At 42.3% G+C, this 22,428-nt stretch carries 14 protein-coding genes; 6 read left to right on the forward strand and 8 right to left on the reverse strand.

Annotated elements, in window-relative coordinates; genetic code table 11:
- Positions 1-182: 182 nt before the first annotated feature.
- On the forward strand, positions 183-662 hold the full coding sequence (locus tag TW77_RS11690; RefSeq protein WP_046005160.1) for a hypothetical protein: 480 nt from the start codon (positions 183-185) through the stop codon (positions 660-662).
- A gap of 206 nt (positions 663-868) precedes the next feature.
- Complete coding sequence (locus TW77_RS11695) at positions 869-1,399, forward strand: hypothetical protein (RefSeq protein ID WP_046005161.1); 531 nt, start codon at positions 869-871, stop codon at positions 1,397-1,399.
- Positions 1,400-1,520: 121 nt separating this feature from the next.
- On the opposite strand, the gene rmuC is transcribed toward TW77_RS11695, so the two are convergent.
- The 3 genes from rmuC to TW77_RS11710 form a co-directional block, all read right to left on the reverse strand.
- A complete protein-coding gene (rmuC, locus tag TW77_RS11700) occupies positions 1,521-2,978 on the reverse strand; it encodes a DNA recombination protein RmuC (protein WP_046005162.1) in 1,458 nt (485 codons plus the stop codon).
- Between the two features lie 119 nt (positions 2,979-3,097).
- Positions 3,098-3,790 carry a response regulator gene (locus tag TW77_RS11705; RefSeq protein ID WP_046005163.1) on the reverse strand — a complete coding sequence of 231 codons (693 nt, stop codon included), beginning with the start codon at positions 3,788-3,790 and terminating at the stop codon, positions 3,098-3,100.
- Positions 3,791-3,997 carry a hypothetical protein gene (locus tag TW77_RS11710; RefSeq protein WP_046005164.1) on the reverse strand — a complete coding sequence of 69 codons (207 nt, stop codon included), beginning with the start codon at positions 3,995-3,997 and terminating at the stop codon, positions 3,791-3,793. It abuts the gene before it with no gap.
- 72 nt (positions 3,998-4,069) lie between these two features.
- Here TW77_RS11710 and TW77_RS25170 point away from each other — a divergent pair, with 72 nt between their 5' ends.
- Complete coding sequence (locus TW77_RS25170; RefSeq protein WP_156158656.1) at positions 4,070-4,240, forward strand: hypothetical protein; 171 nt, start codon at positions 4,070-4,072, stop codon at positions 4,238-4,240.
- On the opposite strand, the gene TW77_RS11715 is transcribed toward TW77_RS25170, so the two are convergent.
- The 3 genes from TW77_RS11715 to TW77_RS11725 all read right to left on the reverse strand — a co-directional run bounded on the left by TW77_RS11715 (position 4,237) and on the right by TW77_RS11725 (position 9,698).
- Entirely contained in the window at positions 4,237-7,332 is a 3,096-nt protein-coding gene (locus tag TW77_RS11715) for a DEAD/DEAH box helicase (RefSeq protein WP_046005165.1), read from the reverse strand. The two genes, TW77_RS25170 and TW77_RS11715, sit on opposite strands and share 4 nt — an antisense overlap.
- Positions 7,333-7,486: 154 nt before the next feature.
- Positions 7,487-8,449 carry a transcriptional regulator gene (locus tag TW77_RS11720; RefSeq protein ID WP_046005166.1) on the reverse strand — a complete coding sequence of 321 codons (963 nt, stop codon included), beginning with the start codon at positions 8,447-8,449 and terminating at the stop codon, positions 7,487-7,489.
- Positions 8,450-8,465: 16 nt separating this feature from the next.
- Positions 8,466-9,698, reverse strand: coding sequence for an AAA family ATPase (locus TW77_RS11725; protein ID WP_046005167.1), 1,233 nt, complete (start codon positions 9,696-9,698; stop codon positions 8,466-8,468).
- Positions 9,699-10,397: 699 nt separating this feature from the next.
- Here TW77_RS11725 and TW77_RS11730 point away from each other — a divergent pair.
- Positions 10,398-11,612, forward strand: coding sequence for a hypothetical protein (locus TW77_RS11730; protein ID WP_046005168.1), 1,215 nt, complete (start codon positions 10,398-10,400; stop codon positions 11,610-11,612).
- A 3,248-nt stretch (positions 11,613-14,860) separates the two neighbouring features.
- Here the strand turns inward: TW77_RS11730 and TW77_RS11735 are convergent.
- A complete protein-coding gene (locus TW77_RS11735; RefSeq protein WP_046005169.1) occupies positions 14,861-15,733 on the reverse strand; it encodes a DNA replication terminus site-binding protein in 873 nt (290 codons plus the stop codon).
- 1,948 nt (positions 15,734-17,681) lie between these two features.
- Here TW77_RS11735 and TW77_RS11740 point away from each other — a divergent pair.
- Positions 17,682-19,037, forward strand: coding sequence for a class II 3-deoxy-7-phosphoheptulonate synthase (locus tag TW77_RS11740; protein WP_046005170.1), 1,356 nt, complete (start codon positions 17,682-17,684; stop codon positions 19,035-19,037).
- 33 nt (positions 19,038-19,070) lie between these two features.
- On the opposite strand, the gene ppsR is transcribed toward TW77_RS11740, so the two are convergent.
- Complete coding sequence (gene ppsR, locus TW77_RS11745; RefSeq protein WP_046005171.1) at positions 19,071-19,880, reverse strand: posphoenolpyruvate synthetase regulatory kinase/phosphorylase PpsR; 810 nt, start codon at positions 19,878-19,880, stop codon at positions 19,071-19,073.
- 141 nt (positions 19,881-20,021) lie between these two features.
- Between ppsR and ppsA the strand changes: the two genes are divergently transcribed.
- A complete protein-coding gene (gene ppsA / locus TW77_RS11750; protein ID WP_046005172.1) occupies positions 20,022-22,397 on the forward strand; it encodes a phosphoenolpyruvate synthase in 2,376 nt (791 codons plus the stop codon).
- The last annotated feature ends 31 nt before the right edge of the window (positions 22,398-22,428 follow it).

Consider the following 22,428-nt stretch of genomic DNA (forward strand, 5'->3'; position numbering starts at 1 on the left):
ATTCAAGTCAAACTGGGTAATTAACAGCCAAAACACGCGATTAAATTATTCTAACTTTTACAGATCCGACCTCAATAAAAATCGGCTAATAACTGCTCCGATCAGGCACGATACACAATCGCCTCCATTTTCTTTCCACAATGATTGGTTTTAATAAGCCATATACACGGGAGGAATGGTCTATGACACAGCGAACTATGAAACACAATGAATGGGTAAAAATTGTTGAATCCAGACATCGTCAGAAAAAGCAAAATACGACAGTAAAAACCACATTACCAATCTGGTCTATGTTGTTAGGCGGCTTTATCATACTTTCAGCTGCGTGGACCTACTTTGTTGATAGCTCATCTGAACAGGTGCAAATTGCAGCAATTGATTCGAGCGCCCAAAAACGCATTACGCGCTATTTTTCTAAGCAGTTCATGATGGGCAGCTGGAAATTCAACAACATTGATTTTAAAAATGGTGAGCTGAATGTGTTTATTCAGATCCCGACCAAACTGGCAATGTCTGATTATGAAGTGAAAGAATATATTCGTAACTCATTATGCCCGGCTGCTAGCAATCGTGTCTGGCAGGATGTGCAAAATAACGATATGTATATTTACTTGTATACAGACATGCCACGCAGAGGCAAGTACGCCCTGTGTAACAGCTGATCATACGACAATAAAAAGGGGCCTGATGGCCCCTTTTTTTATTGTCAGCCATTCGTTTACAACGCCTCGTCTAAATAATCATCAAGTTAGCTGCGCTTTATTAAAAATGATAATCGCTGCTTAGTAGTGTATTATCAATCTGCTTATCAGCTTCCTGCCTGTTTTACCAACTAAGGAAAATCAATAAAATAAATGAGTGACCAACAATGAAAATAATAAAAATACTCCTGTCCATCACGTTTGCCGCTACCCTGGGTATCGTTTTCTTTCATCAGACACTGATATCTTCTGTACTTTTGCCCCAATATATTAGCTGGGCTGAAGAAACTGATATGCAAGGTCGTCAGATTGGCAAGCCCCTGGATACAAAACACTTAGCGATTGCAAAAGAGATAGGTATACAATCACCGGAAAAAGTGAGAATAGTCTATGTCGATGAAGTCCCTTTTCCTCATGACAATTTTGCCTTGAAAACACTGGGCGAGGCACTTGGTTTTGTGGGAGAAGGCATTATCAATAACGCCCAGGTATTTGGCTATTCCATCTATGTTCGCCACGGGTTTGAACTCACTACGCCTAAGCTGGCACATGAACTTGTTCACGTCCTGCAGATTGAGCGTTCTAGCCTGCAAGCCATGGTGACGCAGCACTTTTCTGATCTGGCCGAGTATGGCTATAACAACTCCCCACTGGAAGTTGAAGCCTTTAAAGCCAATGAAATGTACAAAGATCGTTAGGTTGCAAAGTAAAGAGTCGCAAACTCAACAATGAGTATTGCGACTCCAAAAGGTATTACCTGCTGCAGGAAACAACCACGAATATTCGTCCTGCAGAAATATTCGCGTTAGAGGTTGCCCCTTACTCTAATTCAAGTTTTGCCTTTTCGGTTAGTTCACTCGGTAACTCGCGAGTTACAGAAACGCCCAATTCTTTAAACTCCGAGGCTTGTTTAATTAAATTGCCTTTGCCACTGTAGAGCTGAGCCATTGCTTTATCGTACCCTTCCCGAGCCTTATCCAGTTGTTTTCCCACACCTTCCAAACTATGTAAAAATGCATTCAGCTTGCTGTAGAACTTCTCCGCTCGCAGCGCCAGCTCTTTGCTGTGTTTGCTTTGCTCTTCAAATCGCCACAACTGTTTCACGATATTCAGGCTGGTCAGCAGGGTAGTGGGCGTTGCAATTAAGACTTTGTTCTCAAGGGCGTACTGATATAAATCGGGTGCATATTTAATGGCTTCAACGAATGCAGATTCGACCGGAATAAACATGATCACCACTTCGGGAGAATTTAATCCAGGCAAACGTTCATACGATTTGTCTCCCAGCTCTTTCACCCGGGCTTTAACGGCCTCGACATGCGCGACAATGGCTTGATTGGCCTCGCTATCCTGCTCGGCGTTTACATATCGGGTATAGGCGTTTAGTGAAGTTTTTGCGTCTACCACCAAATGGCGCTCCTGAGGCAGGTAAACAATAACATCGGGGCGATATTTACCTTCGTCGGTCGAAAAACTCACCTCTCGCTGATAGTCATTACCGGGACGTAAGCCCGCGCTATCGAGCACATTTTCCAGCATCAGTTCACCCCAGTTGCCCTGGGTTTTCTTCTGGCCCTGCAACGCGTTTGTCAGCTTATGCGCCTGCTCGGTGATGGCCTGGTTATTGGCCTGCAAATGCAATAACTCGGTGCGCAGCGCTGCCCGTTGCTTTAACTCTTCACTGTGAATGGCTTCCATTTTATCCCGAAAACCCTTGAGCTCGCCCTGCACCGGTTGTAGCAGCTGAGAAATTTTATCCTGACTGTGACGGGCAAACTTTTCACTTTTATCCTCAAAGATTTGTGTCGCGAGGTTTTCAAACTCCTGCTTCAAAATAGATTTTGATTGCTCCAGCTGTGCCAGTTGCGCATCAAAAGATTGCTGCTTCTGCGTCAGCGTGGTTTTCACATCGGTTAGTTCCAGCTCCAGGCGATGCGCATAAGCCTGTGTGTCCTGAGCCATGTCTTCCGCTTTTTGCCAGCGATCCTGCAACTCACTGGTTTGGCGTTGCTTTTCCGCAAGCCTGGCCTGCAGCTGTTGGCAATCGCCATGTAGCTGCCAGTGTTGGGCCTGGGCCTGTTTAAGCTCATCATCCCGCTGTGTCAGCTGGTTTTGCAGTTGCTCGTTTTGCATCGTCAGTTGTGCCTGGGCAGTGTGGTTTTTTTGCCGAAACAGTAAATACAGCGGAGCAAAGATGCAGGAAGATAACACAGCACCGGCACTGAGCAGGGTCAAAATATGTGTGGGAGAAAGGGAGGCTAAACTGGACCAAAACATAGGCATTCTCTTGCTGTTGCTATGTTTAGATAATATCAATTACATAGCCTAAATGCCTATTATATTGTGCTTTTCTTCGGGTTTATTGCGGTGATGTCGCGGCGCTAATGCGCCGTCTCTTATGCGTCGAGCTGTTGCTCGTTAAAACGATAGCCCGCACCGTAAACCGATTCTACAATTTTGGGCGAGCAATCGATTTGTTTAATTTTTTTACGGATGTTCTTAATGTGGCTGTCGATAACGCGGTCGGAAATATCAAAGTTATCTGGCTGAATATGATCAAGGATCTGCTGGCGTGAAAAAACCCGGTTTGGCGCCTGGTACAACATGGCAAATACGTCGAACTCAACTTTGGTCAGAGACAGGGTCTGCCCCTTGATAGCCACAATCAGTTGCTCAACATCAACGACTATTGGAGCCTCCTGAGACGCGCTGGGCGCCGCCTGACAGCGACGTAAGATGGCTTTGATGCGCATCACCAGCTCAGCAGCACTGAATGGCTTACAGACGTAATCATCGGCTCCAAACTCTAGGCCTTTTAAGCGGTCGGCCTCTGAGACCTTTGCCGTCAGCATCACAATTGGCACCATAGAGAACTCTCGGATCTGGCGCATACACTCTACACCGTCCTGATTTGGCAGCATGATGTCCATCAAAATGGCCTCGGGTTTGTTTTCTCTGACCCAGTCGACCACCAAAGCACCATCCGCAATATGAGAAATATCGAATCCAGAAGCCTTGAAAAACAGCATTACCTGCTCTGCAATATCGTAATCATCCTCAACGATAAGAATATGGTGCTTAGATGTCATTTAGCCTCTCGATTTAGCCTTAAGTTGTGAAAGCTGCTTTTTAACCTGACCTTTTAGTTTATCCGATAATGTTTCATCGAACAGCAGCATGGTCAGAATGCTTGCCAGATCTTCTGAACTGGCGACCTCGTTCAGTAGATCATAATCACACTGTGACTGAGGTTCAATAAAGTTTAACTGTGAAATTGCATTTTCGTAGCACAACATAGCTCGCCCCTTGAGTCCATTGCTTCCTAATTCGCCAATATAGCTATTAAAGTCGAACATTGTGGATCAAATATGGAACAGCTTAAAAACGCACAAAAAAAAGCCGGTTCACTGGGAACCGGCTCGATACAATACTTGTATTTAATAGGGGGAAATCAACAATATGCTTACTACAAACTGGGCGTTAACAACAAGCATAATGATAGACCCCCGGGTGTTGTGAAAAGTTCAGAAAAAAATTAGTTTTTTATCATTTCGAGCATTTGTGCTTCATTGAACTGGGTTAAATTCACGCCCGCATCAGCGAACAGGGCGTCAACCAGCGCCTGTTTGTCTTTTTGCATCTGAAAGACTTTTTGCTCTATGGAGTTGGCAATGATCAGCTTATAGACAAATACAGGCTTGTCCTGGCCTATTCGATACGCTCTGTCGGTTGCCTGATTCTCAACCGCCGGATTCCACCAGGGATCAAAGTGGATCACGGTATCTGCCTGAGTCAGGTTTAGGCCGGTTCCACCCGCTTTTAGGCTGATCAGAAAAACATCCACTTCGCCTTCAGTAAACCGCGAAATCACTTTATCTCGCTGCCTGGTTTGCCCGGTCAGCATAGTGAATGGAATGTCTAAGCCATCACAGTGACTGGCTATCATATCCAGCACACTGGTGAACTGACTGAAAATAATCACCTTACGACCTTCTTTGAGGAAGTTAGGCAGGTGGCTTGAAAGCCAGTCAAATTTGGCACTGTTAAATGCCTGTGTTTTGTCGACCAGGCTTGGGTGGCAACAGATCTGGCGCAGCTTTAACAGTGCATCAAGAAATGCCAGCTTGCTTCGCTCCACGCCTTGCTCTTTGAACAAATCAACCAGGTTAGATTCAATCTTGGCCTGCACCTGATGATACATATCTGCCTGAGCCCCACTGAATTCAAGCTTTTTCACCAACTCGGTTTTCGCCGGCAATTCCCGAACGACTTCGGACTTAGTACGACGCAGAATAAAAGGCGCAATCAAAGACTGGAGCTCTTTGGCGCGACGAGTATCGTTTTCTTTTTCAATGGGCTGCTGAAAGTAGTGTTTAAACTGCTGCTTGGTGCCAAGAACATCTGGCATCACAAAATCGAGCAGAGATTTAAGCTCTAAGAGGTTATTCTCAACAGGCGTGCCGCTGAGACACAGCTTAAACTCGGCGGATAGTTGTTTTACGCACTTGGAAATTTGCGCGGTTTCATTTTTGATGTACTGCGCTTCATCGAGCACAATAGAGTCAAACTCAAGTTCTGAATAGTGCGCCAAATCGCGTTTCAGCAACGGATAAGTGGTAATAATAAAACGCGCATTGGCAACCTGATTGAGCTGTTTATCACGCTGCGCACCATGCACAGTTAATAAAGGCAAATGCGGTGCAAAACGACGGAATTCGTTCTGCCAGTTACCAACCAAACTGGTCGGGCACACTATCAAAGAAGGTTTTGTCACCAGGGTGTTATGCTGAGAGATAAAGTAAGCAATCACCTGCAGGGTTTTTCCCAGGCCCATATCGTCGGCGAGGATCCCACCCAGCTGATGACGATTCAAAAACCTTAGCCAGTCAACGCCATGCACCTGATAATCACGCAGGGTAAAATGCTCACTCTCTCCCGATGTGACCGCAGTGCCAGTCGGCTCAGGTCTGCTCAGCTCATCCAGGTAGTCAAGCAGGCGAGCATCATCAGAGACGCTCTCAATCGCAGTCAGTTCAAACAACTTGCTGGCATAAGAAAGCGGGAACTTAAATTGCGAGCTGGAAAGATAATAGCTAAACCTGGCTTTCAGCTGCAACAGTTCATCATAAACGGCCTTAGGGATGGCATAAAACTGCTCTGCAATGTTGATGTACTGATAGACATTGGCCAATGAGTTAACCTCATGAGAAGGCACTTTATCCCAGTCCAGAGTGACCAGCTTGTCATCAAACATGACGCGGCCAATCACATGGTGTTTTTTATCTCGTTTCAGTACCAGCGTTACCTTAGGTGTTAACACCGGACGACCGCCTTGCAGCTCGTCGACTTGCCAGAGCTTGCTCTGTAAGTAAGGGCGGACTTCGCTGTTAAACCAGTGATAGGTAACATCATCGTCGTGGGGGAGTACAAAGTGATTTTGCTGCGCGGAGAATCCAAGTCCGTTAAGCATTTTTTCACAGCGGTTTAGTTGCTTCGCTTTTGAATATCGGCCTTCCTTATCGAGTAAGGACAATGCCAGCTTCAGCGGCGAGCCGGGCTCAATACTCAGTTTAGCGACCAGTTTGTCCTTGTTAACCAGATGCTCATGCCCCTGAGGTGGCGGCACGATATTGTCGGCAAATACATCCTGAAAACGTTTGATCACGGCTTCGATCTTTGAGGCGTTGATCAAAGGCATGGTGTGTAAATGGGCAATTTCCTGCGCACTTAACTCAGATTCAATGCGACCCAGGATCATGTTCTCGGTATCAAGATACACCGGCGGATCTGTTTTGATCAGTTGCCATTGCTCTACGCCCGTTAAATGGCTGGTTAAGCGGTATTCGTCACGCTCTTTTTGCCAATTAAACTCAAGGTGTTGCTTGTGTCCAAAAGTAAGCGGCTTGCGACTGCTTTGGTAGAAGCAGCGTTTACTCTGAACCAGTTGCTGCAATGCCGAAAATCCCCAGCTTCCGGAAAGCTCAAAGTGACCAGGCGTATTTTGCGAGCGGATCCAGGAGAACAGCCTGAAATCGCTTTCCAGTATGTCCTTGGGCGGCACCTGACTATTTAGTTGATGCTCGGTCAGAGCGCGTCCAAGCGGATAGATACCATCGGGCTTTTGTGGGGTGGTTTTTGGGTTAACCAATAACTCGTTGCCGCGTAATTCGAGCACGAACAGCAGTACGTTAGTCACATCCAGGTCATTGGCTTGCTGTAACTGAGCAAGCTCATTAAACCAATCGTTGACCAGATAAGACTCGCCAAACCCACCCGAGTGATCAATTTTGAGTTTCAGCAGTACCGCGGCAATATGGCGACACTTAGGGTTGTTTGAGCAGGTACACTGCGCCTCAACGGAAGGCGTGCCTTTGACTTGCTCAATTTTGATATGCTGAGTAAAGGTATTACCAAAATTGCCCATTACCTGGGCGTCAATTTTTGTAAAATCGTCGGAATGATCCAAAAAGCTGATCTGCTCGTCATGCAAATACTGTTTGGCCTTGCTTAACAAGGCAGCATTGAAATACTGTTTGAGGAACCGCTCTGACAATGGGAACTGAGTCGACTGTTCCTGCTTAATTTCCTCAAATAGTGCTAGAAGTTGCTCTTTAGATAACTGCGAAGACATTCGTTTACAATAAAAAAGACGTAAAAGAGCAGTATATGAAATTACGTATTTGAGCTAAAGGGGCAAATGGCGATAAATCGGGAAAAAGTGACTGGTTGGATGACAAGTGAGTCGATAAAGTACGAAAAACGGCCGGGAAATCCGGCCGTTATGCTTAATTGAAACTTGCGAGTAATTTCTCTAATTGCTCAAGGCGTTTCTCAGTGATCACGCGATCATCAATTTTTACTGTGATGGCTCCGCTTTTAATGTTTTTTTGTACCTTCACATAGTCGTTTTCAAGTAATGCAACGTTTCTGGACTCAGCCTTTGCGAATGTAGTCAGATAATTGGTCAACAACACGGCTCGCTTTTCATCGCTGACTGGTTCTGATGTTAGTTTATCAGCATTGTATTGTGCGACTTTTTGTTTAAATGCTTCACTGTGTTCCTGAATGGCTGTGATGAGCTTTTTAGCTGCTTCCCGGCCCAGATGATTTGCGGTTGGATACAAACTCACCACTTCAAGTGGAATGTGCTCATACGCTTTTAAAGAGTCTGCGATAGCGGTGTGTGATAAGCCTTCAATGGCTGCAATTTCACGATAAGAGCCTTTTTTACCTTGGCTGATAAGTGCTTGCTTAGTTTGTGAAAACGCTTTGCCTTGCTCCCACAAGCTCGGTGCAATGTATTGATCTGACGATACAGAGAGTACTTTAGCATCTTCGTCCGTAAAATCTGCAGAGGTTAAAATCACATAATCAGCGTGTGCGAGCAAACAGGCTTTTCTGCGTCTGGAGCCTGACAGTACCTCGTGTACTGCGCCTTTATCCCAACACAACGCTGGGTGAAGGTTGCGTTTGTCCACTTCAATAGCTGGAAGAATATCAGCAACTGAGCGCTCATTGAGTAATGTTTGATCGCGTCTGTTGTCACCATAGACCTTTGTGACTTGCGAAATTTCATTATGCTTGATCACCTTACAGATCAAGGTGATCATTCTGTTTGGATCGCTTGGTGCAGGCATGGTCACCACATCACCAACTTTAGCCTGATCTAAAAGATCATCCAGACTGCTTCCTTCAACGGGAGTTGCAAATGGATCTATGCGTGTGTCGTTTTTACGTTTTCTAGCCATGAAATTCTTTACCTGCTTACTGATCGAGTGATGACTGCGTTGAAGGCCAATTTGAACGGATCAACATTTCGAGCTCATCGACAACATCTTTAATGTTTTCCTGCGACTTAATGAGAGACTCTCGACTGGCGAGTGAATCCGATGTCTTCTGATCGAAAATCGTATTGAATGATGATGAACTTGCCGTAATTGCGGAGCTATGGTTAATCGGGTAACTCATAACCTGACGACCAAAAGCACTGCGAACATCTTTAACTATATCGCGCTGTGAATGGTTGCCTTTGACGTAATTGGTCACCAGGAACTGCATGAAATCCCAGCCTTCATGGCCAAGCGCAGCGACTGTATGATAGATCTCACCCAAGCGTTTGAGATACTTGTTATTTGCGTCAAAGTCTACCGCTTCCGGATGGACTGGGATCAACATAGCCGTAGACGCCATCAGTGCGTTGTAGAACATAAAATTAAGCGAAGGCGCGGTATCTATCAGGATAATGTCGAACTGCTCTGAAACTGGGTCTATGACCTTCTCTTTCAGCTTATGATAGTGCCGTGTTTGCGCATAGCTTGATGACTCTTTTAATTCAGTTGCTGTTTCGTGCTCAAAATAGAAATCATCCATACCCGAGGGCAATACCCGGATATTAGGAATATGTGTTTCTCTGAAGGCATCTGATACGAGTTGCTCCCATGTTTCACCTTCATCAAGTTCAATACAATCACGCATTAGATCGCCAACCGTGATCGGCTCAGGATCTTGTGAAGGAAAGAAGCTTGATGATGATCCTTGTGGATCCAAATCAATGATCCCAATTCGATATCTTTTAATATTTGTTGTAGCCAGCGCTGCAGCAATGTTTACCAGACTGGTCGTTTTACCACATCCACCTTTGAGGCTGTTGATCACGATAACCTGAAGTTTATCAGATGGCTTTCTGTGATCTGCATTGATCCCTAAAATTTCAGCCATAGAGAAGATATTGGCCAAAGTATAGGCATAATGACCGTTAGCACCTTTTTGGATAGCTAAATGATCAAAGTCACCTTGATCATGTCGTCGTTTAAGGGTTCTATTATTTACACCCAATAAGTCTGCTGCTGCTTTTTGCGTATAAGTGCGAAGTTCTTTATCCTCACTTTTCAGGTGTGCGCGATAATGCTGAATTCGGCCTTCAAGTGATTTTTCTGCTACCTCAGCTGTTGCTTTAAGCAGCCGGTAGGTTGAGAGCGCATTGCTATTGATAGACATACGTTATTTCCTTCAAATGATGCCTATTATTATAATGTCCATTACTTTGGCAGTAAACATAAAAAAACAAAGACATCATACATTGCACTTTGCCTAAGGTATAAATAAATAAGTTTAGAAATGGTTAGATCTATAGGTATTAAAGGCTAAGGGTAAACTTATTATGCCTAAGCTAATGTTTTAATTGAATATTGCTAAATATTTTGGATCAATAAAATACTTGGTTTAGATCAGATCCTTCTGTACTCGCGGATCGGGTTTTTACCTACGCCATCTTCAGAACTTTTATTAGCCACAGTTTATGCACAGCCTTATCCACTTTTGCATGCCTGTGGATCCATATTTTACTAAGTAATTTCATGTAGTTATACACTTTTTTAAATTTTAAGAGGTGATCTAATTGGTATAGATCTGATCTCTACTTGGAATGGATCGGATCCTTACTAGCAAGATCTCTGTTTATCCACAATAACTAGTGCCACGAGTGATAACTGCCGGAAATCCGCGCTCCTATTTGCTATTGTACAGCGATTTTCTTAGTCAGTTGGTATAATATTGATCTAGAAAAGTGCACTTGTTAGTAAAAATGTGATCTCTCCGTGTTTTTTAGTCCAGATCAGTTTTTTACTAACTTAAACAATTAACTTTTGATCGTGAATGTGTTGTCATTAACTGTCACAAAATTCTGGAAGTAATAAAATGAGCCGCAAGGTAAACATCTCCGTTGATAATTTACCTGATTCCCTTAGAGGTCAGATCCATGGTGTCGAAAGTGCAACCGACAATGAAAGCTTAGCATTGTTTACAGACAACAAAGATGTTCGTGTTTCACTCGAAAGTGCGACTCATGGTTTAAGAGCCTACTCTAATACCTTTAATCATTATGACCTTTGGGGACGGTTTGTTCGTTCTGGCTATAAAAAGTTACCGCTAGAAGAAGCGCCAAAGAAAACCATCATTTCGAGAAGAATTTCTGAAAAAGTTGATGGAATTGTATACGATGGCGAACTAAAAATTACGCCAGCAGTTGTGAGCAGCAAAAAGGATGGTGAAGAGGCTGAGTTTTTGGTCTGGCCATCAGACAGAGAAGAAAAAGTAGAGCGCGCACTTATTCGGTTAGCCTCAAAGGGTAAGATAGTAAAAATTAATTTTAAGTCCGGTATTCAATATGCCGTAATTTTTTCTATGAATGAGTTGGCTCAGGAGCTAAAAGCTGTTGGCCAATCAATGCCTTACCCACAAATTAAAGAATCTTTAGAGGCGCTTCAAGGCTCAAAGTTATCATTTAAATATCGCGCTACAGATACGAAAAGCACGGATATAGACGACTCTTTTTATGAGTCTAATATGAACTTCTTATCTTCATTACACTTCAGCGGGAAAAAAGGCCAGGGTGGTAACGTTAAATGTGTTGCTTGCCTTAATGCTTTTGTTCATAACATGATCGATAACTTGGAGTACAAAGGCTACTACTTCAACAGTGCACAAGAATTGAAACGTGGTTTATCCCGTTGGATGATGCTTCGCTTGTACCACTTGTGGAGATATGCTGCGCCAGGTAAAACTTATCATTTTCGCTTACTATCTATCATGGAAAAATATGGTTCTATTTATCCTGATGATGAAATAACCGACAATAAGTTGAAAGCATTAAGAAGAGATATGACAACAACGATGAAAGACCTGATCGAAAAAGGGGCTATCTCTGAGTATCATATTTCCAATGTAAAAGATGATAAGAGCGGGAAAATTATCGATTATGTGTATGAAATGCACCCGTCTGCACAGTTCTGTGATGAAATATTAGCATTAAATAAACATAATAAGCGCATTGAAATACAGGGTGGTAAGCGTATTGTGGAAAATGCCGAAATAATTGATGAAGATACGCTTGAAGAAATCGTAAAGAAATAACACATCGACTTAAACCTGCCTAACGAGAGCGTGTATCAACGCTCTTAGGAAACGAATTACTTTAACTGCTAGTTTTCAATAAGTAATCACCGATTATGTAAAATCGGTGACTACTTTTATAGTTATACATCTATTGCTGCAATATTGTTTTATCAAATTTTTTATGATGTGTTCTTTAAGAATTGTGTGATGACTCGATGAATAAGGCGACGAGTAGATTCTATGAAAGGCTTAGATCTGGATGAGTTGGTTTTTGCATTGGTTGAGATTCTAGATATACCTTCAAATTAATGATGTGTTCTTGACTGGGTGGTGGTCATATAGAATTGAGTGGTGACGCGTGCCAGGCTTATCGCGCAGCTGAAGGCAGGCAGGAACCGTGAAAGGCCTTGATCCGGATGTGTCTATTTTCACGAATTGAGATCACTTCGATGCTACTATATTAATGATGTGTTCTTTATGAGCTGTGCACTGACTTGCTTGCAGAATTGCTGAGCAAGCGGGTGCCAGGAAGGAGTTTCTATAGATGATGACTGGAATAAGTACATTTTTATGGACTGAGGTATATGCGGTTTTACCATTTAAATGGTGTGTTCTCGAACTGGGGATGGTTAGTATAAAACTGAGTGGCAGGGTTATCGATCAGCCCAATCCACAAAAGGGTATCTCTTTGTAAGGCAACAAAGTGGATAACGATATTTTTGTATGGATCTGGGATATTTAGGTTTATCATTTTTAAATGATGTGTTCCTTACCGGGTGGTGCTCATATAGAATTGGGTGGTGACGTGTGCCAGGGTTATCGCACAGCTCAATCAAAACGAGGGGCACCTCCTTGAGTGCTAGAGTCGGGACAACAATATCTTTGTATAAATTTGAATTATCTAGGTTGCTCAATTTAATGATGTGTTCTAAATGAGCTGTGTACTGACTTGCTTGCAGAATTGCTGATCTTATCAAGCGGGTGCCAGGAAGGAGTTTTTATAGGTGATGACTGGAACAAGTACATTTTTCATAGATTGAGGTAATTGCGGTTTTACCATTTAAATGATGTGTTCTTATCTTGCGTGGCAGTCGTAAAAACATGGTGGTGATGTGCAGTATAAAACTGAGTGGCAAGGTTATCGATCAGCCCAATCAAACTAAAGGGTATCTATTTGTAAGGCAACAAAGTGGATAACGATATTTTTGTATGCATCTGGGTTATTTAGGTTTAGATATTTTAATGATGTGTTCTTATCTTGGGTGGCAGTCGTAAAAAGCATGGTGGTGATGTGCAATATAAAACTGAGTGGCAAGGTTATCGATCAGCCCAATCAAACTAAAAGGTATCTATTTGTAAGGCAACAAAGTGAATAACGATATTTTTGTATGCATCTGGGTTATTTAGGTTTATCATTTTTAAATGATGTGTTCTTTACCGGGTGGTGGTCATATAGAATTGGGTGGTGACGTGTGCCAGGGTTATCGCACAGCTCAGTCAAAACGAGGGGCACCTCCTTGAGTGCTAGAGTCGGGACAACAATATCTTTGAATAAATTTGAATTATCTAGGTTGCTCAATTTAATGATGTGTTCTTAATTTGGGTGGCGGTCGTAAAAATCATGGGGGTGATGTGCAGATCAGAAGGAACCTTGAAAGGCCTTGATCCGGATGTGTCCATTTTCACTAATTGAAATCACTTCGATGCTACTATATTAATGATGTGTTCTTGAGTTGGGTGATGGTCGTATAAACTCTTTGGTGACTTGTTGATCTGCTTAAACAAAGGCCGGGAATAGTTTCGAAAGGCTATGACTTGGATGAGTACAGTTTGCTCGGATTGAGATTATTTTATTCTAATGATGAGTTCTTAATTTGGGTGGTGGTCGTTCAGAAGTTGGTGGTAACTTGTAGATTAGCTTAAGCGGAAGACAGAAAGGGATTTTGAAAGTCCATGAGTCGGATGAGTGCATGTTAGACAAACCGAGATTACTTTGATTTCACTATTTTAATGATGTGTTCTTGCGATGGATGATGATCTTACGGAACTTACTGGTGATTTGCGGATCTGCTAAAGCAGAAGATAGGGAGGAGTTTCGAAAGGTCATGAGTCGGATGAGTGTTGCACGGACTGAGATTAGTACGATTTCACTAGTTAATGATGTGTTCTTTAATGGTGTGATGGCCGCAAAGAATTCAGTAGTGACTTGCTGCCAGTGTTACTGATCAAATTGATTAAAAGGAATGTAAAAACTTGGAAGAAAAGTTGTTGAGTGAATTTGGGTTATACAGGAAGGATATTTCGAAGAATTTAATAAATGAGAACACATCGTACAGAAAGTCAATTTATTGCTTCCCTCGGCAAACATTTTGTATGTCAAAAACAAGCTGCCAAACAACCAAGTTTTTGAGTACATCTAATCTCAAGGAGATACATTTTTATCCAGTTCAATGATGTGTTCTTAGTTTGGATGATGGTCGTATAGAATTCAGTAGTGACTTGTTGCTAGGGTTGCCGATCAGCTGATTCAAAAGAAAGGGTATGTTCTTGAAAAACATTGACGTGAGAGAGTTATTTTTATGTCGACTTGGAAGTCATTGATTAACTTATATTTATGATGTGTTCTCTGTTTGGTTATGTAATGACTTGCTCACAGGATTGCAGATCTGATAAAGCGAGAAACACGAAGGAGCTTTGAAAGATGATGACTCAGTAGAGTGCGCTCTGCATGGATTGCGATTTTGTCATATTTATGATGTGTTCTTGTTGTAGGGATGCTAATGAGTATCTAGTGGCTATTTCTATGTTTTGATGATAGCTACCTTGGACGATTGATTAGCTTCTTTTACAGTTGCAGTCCAGTAGCTTTGTTTTCGCACGTAGTTTAGAGTACTTCTTACTGATTAATGATGTGTTCCTAAGTTGGCCTTTTTTGGGTATAAACCAAATGACAGTGTCTTATCGTAAGAGCATCCCGGCTATCTGAATCTACATTGTTTTATTGGTGTAGATTCAGGCGGGGTATTCATATGGGCAAAAACTTAGAATCATGGTTGAATTAGAACTATATGATTCGAGTCGGTTGTTGGGTTCGTTTTTAAACTAGCAAGAGATAGAATAATATGTAAATGGGGCTTAGTAAAAGAAAGCACTTTTTTATACATAAATATCGATGTCCATCGACAGAAAGAAAATCACAGAGTAAAGTAATGGTTTTTAATCCGTGAATCCTAACTCAACTGTCATTCGGCCTATATCTCTTTTGGTCAGTTTTCAGCTTCTTCGAGATAGATTCTTTCAATTAGATAGTTGTACTCTTTTTTCCTTGGGTCACTATCGTCTCGCATATAATTTTTAAGCTCACCTATTTTAGTCTCCTCCTGTGGATTTAATAACACAAAAGGAAGTGCGCCACTCACATGATATCTATTTTTAGCACTAAAACGGACATTCACTTCTGGACTTACCCTAGTTGGTCTTCTTATTCTTAGCTTCGAAGTTGATGGTAAACTTGAAACTCGGATTTTCTCTTGCTCTAGTAGTGTTTGCCAACTTTGCTGGTCAATTGCTCTTGGGTTTGTGTACTGAGAAGACCTTTGGAGTATTTCTAAGGCCGCTTTCTTTGAAAGTGATTTAGTTGAGTGTTTAGTCATCCATGTAAAACGAACAGAGTATGGAATAGAGTGTTCAAAATGGATCTTTCTATATGCGGCGAGAGTAACCAGACCAGGTACTGCGCTATGAACGGCTTCAAATCGAGCGTCATTATTTGCAATTTCGAGAACAAGTTCTTTAAATGCTTCTTTCGCGAGATTTACTTCGACAAGCCTGTTTTTCAACTCATCATTGGGGTCATTAACGAGAATGATACCGGGGTGTCTGGTTAATACTTTTCCGCTTTCTTTTTTTTCAATGAAAAGGTCTTTGTATGAAGCAATACAGTTAGCCAAAGCCAAATCACCGGTAATTTTTTCTACATGGATATTTTCTGGCGCTGAAAGCTCATCTTTTTTCTGGACTGGAGGAAGTTTATAGTAGTACGCCTTTGTTATGTCAGCGTTCTTGATTTCTTCACATAACAGAGATACCTGGTCAAATAGATAATCAAAATGAGAACGTATTGAAAGTTTGTTTTTCATAGCGCAAAACCAGTGTTACATAAGTTGTCATTATACATGTTATTAGTTTAAAAATTAATAAATGATCGACTGTCAGCTTTTTGATATAGAAAACCTGTAGCTGAAGATTTAATGATATTCATTTAAAAGTATGATGTGTTCCTTTTATTTTAATTAAGTTTCCGCTTTAATGCAAGTGAATGAGCGTTCACTTTTATACAGTTAGGATGAAGAGTACTCTGTAAAGGGTAGGATTAGTAATGGCTGTTAAGGTGAAATTGTTATAAGTATTCTCTCAGAAAGTGACTTTCTAAAATTTCCGCATTACTTCCTAAGTGCTTAAGCCTTATAAAAGTATTATGTAATTAATTAAGAGAGAAGTGTTTCAATGGTGCTCACTCATCAGAATTTGAAAGACAACTATTGTCCTGTGACATTTTTATGAGCCAGTGGATTAAAAATAAGCATTTGTTTCTAATATTTTCGCTCTGACTCATAGATGGAATAAAAGAAGGTTTTAAAATTTCTACTCTGTAAAAAACCACAAACAATGTTGTGACTAAGCTAAGTTTTATTCTCATGCACAATTGTAACTATGGAGAGCAGTTTGCTCAACCACTAAAAAACAAGGCTTAAAAAACGATAAAGCCCATTCGTATATTGGTGAGTTAAGGTCACCAAAGCAAGAGCGGTGAGTCAGAAAATTGTATCAACCTTTCCGATCAGGTGTTGTTTATTTAAATAATAGAGCGAACTTAGCCTTGTATTATCAGATCTCAAAAGTAGGCACAGAGACGTAATTTTGAAAAATACTAACTCTAACCGACGCGGTTATCACAAAGTCATATTCGTTAGATACGAACCCCAACTTATGTTTCTAAAGGGCGGTTGAAACCTGCCTGACTTTGCGAGTTGTATTTCTCTTTTCTCTTCAAGCTAAAATTGCGTTTGTTAGTGATCAATGAATACATTCGGGTTAGAGCAAAAAACTTGTAATTGCTTAGGAAAGCGTAATACCAAACCGGCATTTATCTTAGTCCGCTGTCTTGATTGACAATTGTTTTGACTGCATACGTAATTGCATCTAGTTGGCCAGAAAACAGGGTGCGATTAAGCGCCTGACATGGCGAAAGCTACATATAATCTTTGACGTAATTACGCAACAAATCTTGAGTTGCCCAAAACCCTAATAAACTGCTCCAAAAGTTCAGGGCTACTTACTCAGGCCAGTCCATTGCGTAGGAAGAACAGCTCATAAAGCAGTTGGCACGAAAGATACCAGGGCAATTGAGCAAGAGCCTAAGAAAAAAAGCATTTAGTAGTGGCCTCAAACAATATGTCCTTACAGCCAGGTGAGAACGGAGCAGAAAGTGTATGAGCTAGCGCCAATTTTCATTGGCGCAAAAATAATGTATCGGATACGCCGCTAAAGGGTATTAACCAGCAGCATACCGAAGAGATGATGAAAGTGCTACATAAAATTGTGCAGCTTTGCTTTCCAAAGTATCAGCGCAAAAACCGAAAGCACGATGTTACGGAAGTAATCTTAGGAGTAAGTTATGGGAGAATAATCAAAACTGTGTAAGTTCTTCGATGTGTGGAATAGCAGACCTAAATAAAGGAATTAAGCACAGTGCTAATCGTTAACCACAAGACAATTGAGGTAGAGAATCATTGTTCTATAGGTTTACCGCACATTTAACATAATGCAATTTCTGAGTAAGTTACCTTATCTCCCGCTACAGCAGGATGTGTCTCCTTGAAATTACCTGCACCCAAAATCTTAGTTGTTTGTAAGCTATTTTTCGTAAATTAAAATAAGATGCTGAGGTAAATATGAAAATGATGTATAGTATGATGTGTTCCCTTTCATTGAATTATCCTTTAAATTCTTCGAAATATCCTTGAAGCTAGTGCGTCTATAAGGTACCTTGCCTTTGAGGTAACTAATGAGGAATGAGGAAAAAACATGAAGCCTTGGAGTCCAGATAGCTGGAGAGATCACCCGATAGTTCAGCAACCTGAATACCCGGATAAACTAGAACTGGAAACAGTCGAAAAGCAAATTAATGCAGCACCGCCTTTAGTTTTTGCAGAAGAGACCAGAAGTCTTTACAAAAGCCTTGCTGATGTATGTGAAGGTAAAGCCTTCTTGCTTCAGGGTGGCGATTGCGCAGAATCTTTTGCCGACTTTAGTGCAACCAGTATCAGAGATACATTTAAAACCTTACTGCAAATGGCCGTTGTACTTACTTATGGCGGCAAATGCCCGGTAGTTAAAATCGCGAGAATGGCTGGACAGTATGCCAAACCTCGTTCATCAAACTTCGAAACCATTAACGGTGTCGCCTTGCCTTCGTACCGAGGGGATATTGTAAACAGTTTTGAGTTTACGGAAGAGGCACGTATACCAGATCCTAAGCGATTGCTGACAGCTTATCATCACAGTGCTTCAACACTTAATTTACTGCGCGCATTTGCTCAGGGTGGCTTAGCTGATTTGCATCAGGTGAGTCGCTGGAATATGAGCTTTGTTGCAGCGAACCCAATGAAAGAAAAGTTCCAGCAACTGGCTAACCGTATCCAGGAAGCACTAGAGTTTATGGAAGTATGTGGTATTGATTCTACGGTGGCACCAAGCCTGAAAGAAACACACCTTTATACATCCCATGAAGCTCTGTTATTAGGCTATGAGCAAGCGCTCACTCGCCGTGACCACCTTAGTGGAGACTGGTACGATTGTTCAGCGCACTTTGTTTGGATTGGTGAGCGTACAAGACAGTTGGATCATGCTCACATTGAGTTTTTCAGAGGGATTAAAAACCCAATTGGCGTAAAGGTTGGTCCAGGCATGAAGCCTGACGAACTGATCCAGCTAATTGACGCATTAAACCCAGACAATATCCCGGGTCGACTTACTTTGATCACGCGAATGGGTGCCGATGTTCTACCTGAAAAGCTACCTGCGCTTGTGAGAAAAGTGCAAGAAGAAGGCCGCAAAGTAGTTTGGAGCTCTGACCCGATGCACGGTAATACTGAAAAAGCCAGCACGGGATATAAAACACGTAGTTTCAATAACATTTTGCGCGAAATTAGCCAGTTTTTTGCCGTTCACAAGGCCGAAGGTTCTTACCCAGGTGGCGTTCACCTTGAAATGACGGGTCAGCACGTCACCGAATGTATTGGTGGTGCCTATGGCTTGTCAGATGAGGACTTAGCACAACGCTATCGTACGCAATGCGACCCACGCTTAAACGCTGATCAGGTACTAGAGCTGGGCTTCCTGGTTGCCGATCTGCTAAAAGACGCGAGAAATCGAGTCTAGAATAAAAAGTAAGAGGCCCTGACAGGGCCTTTTTTAATATTTACGCCTTTCCAGATCCGTTTCTGAAATTATTTTTGCCGATATTTCTTCGACTGAAAATTTAGTAGAATTTAAATACGCTATCTTATTTTTCTTAAACAACATTTCGACTTCACGAACTTCAATTCTACACTGGCGGATAGATGCATACCGCGAATTTGCCATACGCTCTTGTCTGATAGCTGACAAGCGTTCTGGGTCTATCGTTAAGCCAAAAATTTTATGCTTAAAGGGCAATAAACATTTAGGTAACGCACCTTTTTCAAGGTCATCTTCTGTCATTGGGTAATTTGCCGCCTTAATGCCATATTGTAGCGCCAGGTATAAACTGGTTGGTGTCTTGCCGCTGCGACTTACGCCAACCAAAATGATATCGGCTTTTTCATAGTCCTTTACATTCGCGCCATCGTCATTGGCCAGCGCATAGTTAACTGCATCAATCCTGAAATCATATGTTGCCTCATGAATGCTGTGCGTTCTGTGTACTTTTGGCACAGGTGCAACTTTTAACTCCCTTTTTACGATTTCGCTCGAATAGGATAAAAAGTCGTAGCAAACACCATCAGACGACAAGATAATATCTGACAAAACAGGATTCACAAAAGTGAAAAAAACCAGCGGTTTTTCGCCGCTAGACTTTGCTGTTGAGTTAATTAACTCTTTGATTTTTTGTGCCTTATCGACTGTTTCAACAAATGGTATTGTTTTATGATTAAAATCCACAGGAAACATAGATAAAGTCGCGTGGCCGAATACTTCTGATGTAATCGCCGTCCCGTCTGATATATAAAATGCAGTTCTCATTTTAACCTTTAAATTACTTTTTTAGTATTTTTTCGCGTCGCGGTTTACGTCGCTATGCTTTAAGTTGTAGAATGCCTTCGACCTATAGGAAGGTCAATTTTTCTCTCACATTAAATACAATTTGTTTTTGGAGACAGTTCCGTGCAAGACTACGTTCTCTGGTATCAAGAATTAGGTATGCAAGACGTACCTAGAGTTGGTGGTAAAAATGCTTCTCTGGGTGAAATGATATCTAACCTTGCCAATGCAGGTGTACAAGTACCCGGTGGATTCGCAACAACGGCAGACGCCTTTAATGAATTCCTCGAGCAATCAGGCCTAAATGAGAAAATTCACACTATTCTCGATTCCCTCGATGTTGACGACGTCAACGAACTAGCCAAAGTCGGCGCCCAAATCCGCCAGTGGGTTATTGACACACCTTTCCAGCCAGAATTAGACCAAGCAATTCGCGACGCCTATGCATCACTTCATGGTGATGACAACAACGATGTCTCCTTCGCAGTGCGTTCATCCGCCACAGCAGAAGATATGCCAGACGCCTCATTTGCAGGACAACAAGAAACGTTCCTGAACGTAAAAGGGATAGATGCTGTGATGGTTGCCATCAAGCATGTATTTGCGTCTTTGTTCAACGACCGTGCGATTTCATATCGAGTTCACCAGGGCTATGACCATCGTGGTGTTGCACTGTCAGCCGGCATTCAGCGCATGGTTCGCTCTGATAAGGCTTCTTCAGGCGTTATGTTTACTATCGATACCGAATCAGGTTTCGAAGACGTAGTATTTGTTACCTCAAGCTATGGTCTTGGTGAAATGGTCGTTCAGGGTGCTGTTAACCCAGACGAATTTTACGTTCACAAGCCAACACTGGCTAAAGGCTTACCAGCAGTTGTAAGACGTAACATCGGCTCCAAAGCCATTCAAATGGTTTATTCAAGCGATGAATCTCACGGCAAGCAAGTTGAGATCGTTGATATGGAACCTGAGCTGTCTAACAAATTCTCTATCACAGACAGCGAAGTACAGGAACTAGCCAAACAAGCCGTTATCATCGAAAAACACTATGGCCGCCCAATGGACATCGAATGGGCCAAAGATGGTAACGATGGCAAGCTGTACATTGTACAAGCGCGTCCAGAAACCGTTCGCTCAAACGAAGATGCTAACGTTATGGAGCGTTACCAGCTTAAAGAAAAGTCAGGCATCGTATGCGAAGGCCGTGCAATTGGCCACAAAATTGGCAGCGGTGTAGTACGCGTACTTAACTCCATCGACGAAATGGATAAAGTAGAGCAGGGCGACATTCTGGTTACCGACATGACAGACCCAGACTGGGAGCCTATCATGAAACGTGCTGCTGCTATCGTTACTAACCGTGGTGGTCGTACTTGTCACGCTGCAATCATCGCACGCGAACTGGGTATTCCAGCGGTAGTTGGCTGTGGTAATGCAACAGATACCATCAAACATGGTGATGAAGTCACTGTTTCTTGCGCAGAGGGTGACACAGGTTATATCTACCAGGGTAAACTTGATTTTGAAGTAATTTCATCGCGCATTGATTCAATGCCTGAAATTCCAATGAAAATCATGATGAACGTGGGTAACCCGGATCGCGCATTTGATTTTGCTAAACTACCTCATGCCGGCATCGGACTTGCGCGCCTTGAATTCATTATCAACCGCATGATTGGTGTGCATCCAAAAGCACTGATTAACTTCGACACGCAATCTGCTGAGCTGCAAGCTGAAATAAAAGAAATCATCGCCGGTTATGAATCTCCGGTAGAATTCTATATTGCAAAGCTGGTTGAAGGTATTTCAACTCTGGGTGCGGCATTTGCACCAGAACGTGTTATCGTTCGTATGTCTGACTTCAAGTCAAACGAATATGCCAACCTAGTAGGCGGCCAGCAGTACGAGCCGGAAGAAGAGAACCCAATGATTGGTTTCCGTGGCGCTTCTCGTTACATTTCAGAAGATTTCCGCGAGTGTTTTGCGCTTGAGTGTGAAGCAATCAAACGCGTGCGTAACCAAATGGGTCTGGAAAACGTTGAGATTATGATCCCATTTGTGCGCACTCTTGAAGAAGCCGCACAAGTAATCCAATTGCTTGAAGAACACGGTCTTAAGCGTGGTGAAAATGGACTGAAAGTCATCATGATGTGTGAGCTTCCTTCAAACGCACTGTTGGCAGATGAATTCCTTGAGTATTTTGATGGCTTCTCAATCGGCTCAAACGATCTCACTCAGCTTACTCTAGGTCTTGACCGTGACTCAGGTCTGATCGCGCACCTGTTTGATGAACGTAACCCGGCTATTAAAAAGCTACTATCAATGGCAATTCAAACCGCTAAAGCAAAAGGCAAATATGTTGGTATTTGTGGTCAGGGTCCTTCGGACCATGAAGATTTTGCAGCTTGGCTAGTAGAGCAAGGCATTGATTCAGTATCGCTCAACCCAGATACAGTTCTGGAAACATGGTTATACCTTGCTGAGCAAAACAAAGCATAAGGCAACCTAAGATATATAAAAGGCCTGTTTT

Origin of the sequence: Pseudoalteromonas rubra (assembly GCF_000967655.1) — a bacterium.
Taxonomy (GTDB): domain Bacteria; phylum Pseudomonadota; class Gammaproteobacteria; order Enterobacterales; family Alteromonadaceae; genus Pseudoalteromonas; species Pseudoalteromonas rubra_A.

Bases quoted from the DNA above. Each gene is read 5' to 3' on its own strand.
- TW77_RS11725 (WP_046005167.1), bottom strand. From the start codon at position 9,698: ATGTCTATCAATAGCAATGCGCTCTCAACCTACCGGCTGCTTAAAGCA.
- ppsR (WP_046005171.1), bottom strand. From the start codon at position 19,880: ATGAGAACTGCATTTTATATATCAGACGGGACGGCGATTACATCAGAA.
- TW77_RS11695 (WP_046005161.1), top strand. From the start codon at position 869: ATGAAAATAATAAAAATACTCCTGTCCATCACGTTTGCCGCTACCCTG.
- TW77_RS11710 (WP_046005164.1), bottom strand. From the start codon at position 3,997: ATGTTGTGCTACGAAAATGCAATTTCACAGTTAAACTTTATTGAACCT.
- TW77_RS25170 (WP_156158656.1), top strand. From the start codon at position 4,070: ATGGAACAGCTTAAAAACGCACAAAAAAAAGCCGGTTCACTGGGAACC.
- TW77_RS11720 (WP_046005166.1), bottom strand. From the start codon at position 8,449: ATGGCTAGAAAACGTAAAAACGACACACGCATAGATCCATTTGCAACT.
- TW77_RS11690 (WP_046005160.1), top strand. From the start codon at position 183: ATGACACAGCGAACTATGAAACACAATGAATGGGTAAAAATTGTTGAA.
- rmuC (WP_046005162.1), bottom strand. From the start codon at position 2,978: ATGTTTTGGTCCAGTTTAGCCTCCCTTTCTCCCACACATATTTTGACC.
- TW77_RS11730 (WP_046005168.1), top strand. From the start codon at position 10,398: ATGAGCCGCAAGGTAAACATCTCCGTTGATAATTTACCTGATTCCCTT.
- TW77_RS11705 (WP_046005163.1), bottom strand. From the start codon at position 3,790: ATGACATCTAAGCACCATATTCTTATCGTTGAGGATGATTACGATATT.
- TW77_RS11735 (WP_046005169.1), bottom strand. From the start codon at position 15,733: ATGAAAAACAAACTTTCAATACGTTCTCATTTTGATTATCTATTTGAC.
- TW77_RS11715 (WP_046005165.1), bottom strand. From the start codon at position 7,332: ATGTCTTCGCAGTTATCTAAAGAGCAACTTCTAGCACTATTTGAGGAA.
- TW77_RS11740 (WP_046005170.1), top strand. From the start codon at position 17,682: ATGAAGCCTTGGAGTCCAGATAGCTGGAGAGATCACCCGATAGTTCAG.